This is a genomic window from Peribacillus sp. NPDC056705, from assembly GCF_043656335.1.
In genome coordinates this window covers 9,244-11,605 of sequence record NZ_JBHTYI010000055.1, presented here as the reverse complement: position 1 = coordinate 11,605, position 2,362 = coordinate 9,244, and the positions used below count along the sequence as shown (strand labels likewise).

Annotated in this window: 3 protein-coding genes; all 3 read right to left on the bottom strand. The window is 35.1% G+C overall.

The features are described from left to right. Positions 1-202: 202 nt before the first annotated feature. The 3 genes from ACFRAK_RS26710 to ACFRAK_RS26700 all read right to left on the bottom strand — a co-directional run bounded on the left by ACFRAK_RS26710 (position 203) and on the right by ACFRAK_RS26700 (position 2,089). Positions 203-676, bottom strand: a complete 474-nt coding sequence (locus tag ACFRAK_RS26710; RefSeq protein ID WP_394572858.1) for a DUF4871 domain-containing protein — start codon at positions 674-676, stop codon at positions 203-205. Between the two features lie 162 nt (positions 677-838). Further along, entirely contained in the window at positions 839-1,168 is a 330-nt protein-coding gene (locus tag ACFRAK_RS26705; RefSeq protein WP_394572857.1) for a hypothetical protein, read from the bottom strand. 216 nt (positions 1,169-1,384) lie between these two features. Continuing rightward, positions 1,385-2,089 carry an SAM-dependent methyltransferase gene (locus ACFRAK_RS26700; protein WP_394572856.1) on the bottom strand — a complete coding sequence of 235 codons (705 nt, stop codon included), beginning with the start codon at positions 2,087-2,089 and terminating at the stop codon, positions 1,385-1,387. Positions 2,090-2,362: the final 273 nt, after the last annotated feature.

Genomic DNA, 2,362 nt, shown 5'->3' with positions numbered 1-2,362 from the left:
TAAAATTAAAAGGCATGAGCCCGGTAGATTACCGGGTTCATGCCCTCAAGGCTGCCTAAGTAAATAAAGTGTCTAACTTTTTGGGTTCACTTCATAATCGGGTCCTTCTTTTCTTTTACTTTATTCACCAGGGTTTTTCCCTTTTGAGGGATACTAAACTTGCCTTATTGAAGTAAAGCACCCTTTAGGTCAAAAGGATTCTTCACTTTTCTTTTACATTAACAACCACATTTCCAAACAGTTTATCACCAAAAAAGACTTCTAACTTCCATAATCCTGAACTTGGTAACATCATTGCTGAAGGTAAATGATGGTCTGCCCCATTATTAGGAGCAAGGCTTTGTGCTGGGATTTGAAAAACCGTTATTTCTTCGCCAGTTTCTTTACTAACTCCGATTACTTTAAACGGCTTTGTTAGCGTTTTTTCATCGCCCCAAAAATGCCACATATATTTTTGAGACTCTCCAGCGATAAAAGGTCCGTACTCTCCAAACCCAAATTTTCCATTATCTCCAATGCGAAATACAATATCATCTTTTTGTCCATCATCAGTAACCACAGTTTCTCTAACAAATTGAGCACTTTCTTCCCATTTCTCTTCCTTGATTGTTTGTTTTGTATTCGAGCAACCCATTAGTATTAAACCAAACATTAAAGCCCAAATAGTTTTCTTCAAATCTATTCCCCCAATACCCATTTCTCATTTTCATAATTTTACCATATTCATTTTTTTCTTGTTGAACTAACCTGCCCCTTTAGTGCCATAAGAAAAAGGCTGCCGCAGCAACCCTTATTATTGAAGTAAAGCATGCATTAGTTACCTAACTAAAAATTAGTCTTATTTCACTTTTATAAAATAGAAACCTGTCCCATTTTCTTGCGGAACAAACCCTTGTTTAGCTGAACTATTTTCCACCATTTCTTGCTCCTCTACTGATATAAATGTGTAAACGTCTTTTCCTTCAGCTATCATACCTTCAACCCGGTCTTGTTCCTCTCTAGAAACATATCTGTATTGGTCTCCATTATTAGTGCTTGTTTGTTCATTTTTTACTTTTGTTTGTTCAGTTTGTGCAAATACCTTTGTACCTTGCAAGTCTGTCGCAAAACCGATTGATAATGCTAAAGCTCCTGCAATACCAAGAGTTATAACTGATTCCTTTTTCATAAATAAACCTCCTTGTAACGTTTTGGTGAATTGTTACATTCTATTGTATATATATAATTCTATGAATAAATTATTTAACCTTCTTCAACTTACTGCCCTTTAGTTGCATAAGAAAGAGCTGCCTTAAAGACAGCTCTGATCTTCAGAACGCACCCGTTTGTTCTATAAGGTTTATTTAAAAGAAAGGGACAACGTTTAACATGGTCCCTTTCTTTTTTACCCTTTTCTAATTTTTAACATCGAGTTAGCATTTGCCTGAAATTCATATGGCACTTTAACTTCTTCGACTGTACATCCAGTATCAGCGAGATAACTTATTAATTTATCTAAATGTTCATAGCGTTTACCTTCCAAATCAACTATAGGGAAAATACGAATTTCCTCTTTAGTAACTCTCAATAACTCATTTAGCGTTTCTATATGAAATTGGTAATCTAATCGGTCAGCATACATAAATAGAAAATGTGCAGAAAGAAGAATATCAAATTCTCCATCCTTAAACGGTAAAGAAGGCAAAGTAACGGGAACGTATCGGTCACTCGATTCCTCCATGTCCTTAATACAATCTTTTAAAGCATTCAAACGATGTTTTCTAAGACCTTCTATATCTTCGAAATAAGTCCAAATATAATTACTTTTTGCTTTTTGCATATGCTCCATAGCGTGTCCAATATCCTGAAGACCTTTATTTTTTAGGTCTTCACTCGAATGATAATACGCAATATCACAAGCTGTTACACTTAAACCTGATTTATTACCAACAGCAGTAAAAGAACAAGCCCCTGCTGGACAATCCAGTATTTTTTTTCCCTTTAGTTCTTCTACCCAAAGAGAAAACATATCCAGATACTCTTCAAAGGTTCTCCCAATAAAAATAATTCTTTCTATATCTAACTTTGTACTCTGCTCAACTCTGCTCAACTAAACTCACCTCTTATAATAAGAATTAAATTTATATTATCACAATCCATTGGAAAAATTGACCTTTTTACTTTTCCTTATACAACTAACTTGCCCCGATAGTTCCATAATAAAAAGCTGCCTTAAAGACAGCTCCGATCTTCAGCTAACGCACCCGTTAGCCATCCATGAATCGCAAAAATCGGCGATTCACCACAAAGAATGAAAATGGTTAGGAAGTGTCAATACTGATACTGACCTTAATCCAGTCAACCCTAATCTATAGGCTAATTT

Coding starts and splice junctions, on each gene's coding strand:
- ACFRAK_RS26705 (WP_394572857.1), bottom strand. CDS start 1,168: ATGAAAAAGGAATCAGTTATAACTCTTGGTATTGCAGGAGCTTTAGCA.